The organism is Rhodoferax sp. (assembly GCF_039922535.1).
GTDB lineage: Bacteria > Pseudomonadota > Gammaproteobacteria > Burkholderiales > Burkholderiaceae_C > Rhodoferax_B.
In genome coordinates this window covers 1-1,986 of record NZ_JBDTEM010000383.1, presented here as the reverse complement: position 1 = coordinate 1,986, position 1,986 = coordinate 1, and the positions used below count along the sequence as shown (strand labels likewise).

The 1,986-nt window shown below is 64.0% G+C and carries 2 protein-coding genes; both read left to right on the top strand.

Annotated elements, in window-relative coordinates; translation table 11 throughout:
* The coding region (locus tag ABI213_RS18350; RefSeq protein WP_348028129.1) for a branched-chain amino acid ABC transporter permease at window positions 1-803 on the top strand (803 nt) is incomplete at its 5' end.
* A gap of 16 nt (window positions 804-819) precedes the next feature.
* On the top strand, window positions 820-1,986 hold a 1,167-nt coding region (locus ABI213_RS18345; RefSeq protein WP_348028127.1), incomplete at its 3' end, for an ATP-binding cassette domain-containing protein.

The following is a 1,986-nucleotide window of genomic DNA, read 5'->3' as shown; positions in this document are numbered from 1 at the left end:
GGGCCGCATGGCAGCGCTTGCACCAGCCCAGTGCTGCGGCCAAGGCTTTGCTGCGTACGCTGGTGGTACCGGTGGCCATTGCCGCCATCACCGCCTGGGCTGCGCCACGGCAGTTTCCGCTGCTGGTGCAAGCCTTGCTCAGCGTCTGCATCGTTACCGCCTTCGGCCCGCTGATGTACCGCGTGGTGTACCAGTCGCTGGCCGATACCAGCACCCTGGTGTTGCTGATCGTGTCGGTGGGCGTGCACTTTGCCATGACCGGCCTGGGCCTGCTGTTCTTTGGTGCCGAGGGTTTTCGCAACCCCACCTTCTGGGACCAGCGCTTCCAGCTGGGTGCGGTGAACCTGAATGGCCAGGCCATCATCATCTGCACGGCTTCACTGGCCTTGATCGTGCTGCTGTGGCTGTTCTTTGAACGCACGCTGTTCGGCAAGGCCTTGCGCGCCACGGCCATCAACCGCCTGGGCGCACGCCTGATGGGCATCTCCACCCATACCGCGGGCAGCCTCACGCTGGCCATGGCGGCCTTGATTGGCGCGCTGTCTGGCTTGCTGATCGGCCCGACCACCACCATCTTTTACGACTCGGGCTTTCTGATCGGCCTGAAGGGTTTTGTGGCCGCCGTGATTGGCGGGCTGGCGAGCTATCCGGCGGCGGCGATTGGCGCACTGTTTGTCGGCATCGTCGAAGCCTTCTCCTCGTTCTGGGCCAGCGCCTTCAAGGAAGTGATTGTCTTCACGCTGATTCTGCCCATCCTGCTATGGCGCTCGCTCGCCAGCGGCCATTCGGACGACGACCACTGAACCGCAGGCCCAAGCTATGACCCACATTTTCAACCATACCGTGACGCGGCTGCTGCTACTGGCCGCCGTGGCGCTGATCGCCTGCTTGCCCTTGCCCGACTTCTGGGTCACCCAACTCAACTACATCGGGATGTACAGCCTGGTCGTGCTGGGCCTGGTGTTGCTCACCGGCATTGGCGGACTCACCTCCTTCGGCCAGGCGGCTTTCGTCGGCGTGGGGGCCTATACCAGCGCCTACCTGTGCACCCAGTACGGCCTGTCGCCCTGGCTCACCGTCTTCATCGGCCTGGCGATTACCGGCACCAGCGCCATGCTGCTGGGCGTGATGACCTTGCGCATGTCCGGCCACTACCTGCCCTTGGCCACGATTGCCTGGGGTCTGTCGCTGTACTACCTGATGGGCAACCTGGACGCGCTGGGCAAATACGACGGCCTGTTGGGCGTGCCCAGCATCACGCTGTTCGGCGCGGACCTGGGCGGCGGCAAACCCTTCTTTGTGCTGACCTGGGTGCTGGTCTTGCTGGGCGCGTTTGCACTCACCAACCTGCTGGACTCGCGCACCGGCCGGGCCATCCGCTCCCTGCGCACCGGCGCGCTGATGGCCGAGGCCATGGGCATCAACACCTTACGCTTCAAGATCGGCATCTTCACGCTTGCGGCGATGTTCGCCAGCGTGTCGGGCTGGCTGTTTGCGCACTTCCAGCGCACCGTCAACCCCTCGCCCTTCGGTCTGAAGATGGGTATCGAATACCTGTTCATGGCCGTGCTGGGGGGCGTAGGCCAGATCTGGGGGGCCATCACCGGCGCCTTCCTCACCAAGCTGCTCGAAGACCAGCTGCAGGTGCTGTTGCCCAAGCTGATCGGTACCAGCGGCAACTTTGAAACCATTGTGTTTGGCATTGTGCTGGTGCTGGTGCTGAAGTACCTGCCCGACGGTCTGTGGTCGCTGGTGGCGCGCTGGTTTCCCAAAAAACCACGGGCCGAAGACTGGACCCAGGCCACCCGCCTGCCCGAGCGTACCAAGCCCGAGGCCAGCAGCACGGTGCTGGAGGTCCGCGCCATCCGCAAGCAGTTCGGCGGGCTGACGGCGGTGAACGACATCAGCTTCGCGATCCAGGCCGGGCAAATCACCGGGCTGATCGGCCCGAATGGTGCGGGCAAATCCACCACCTTCAACCTGATC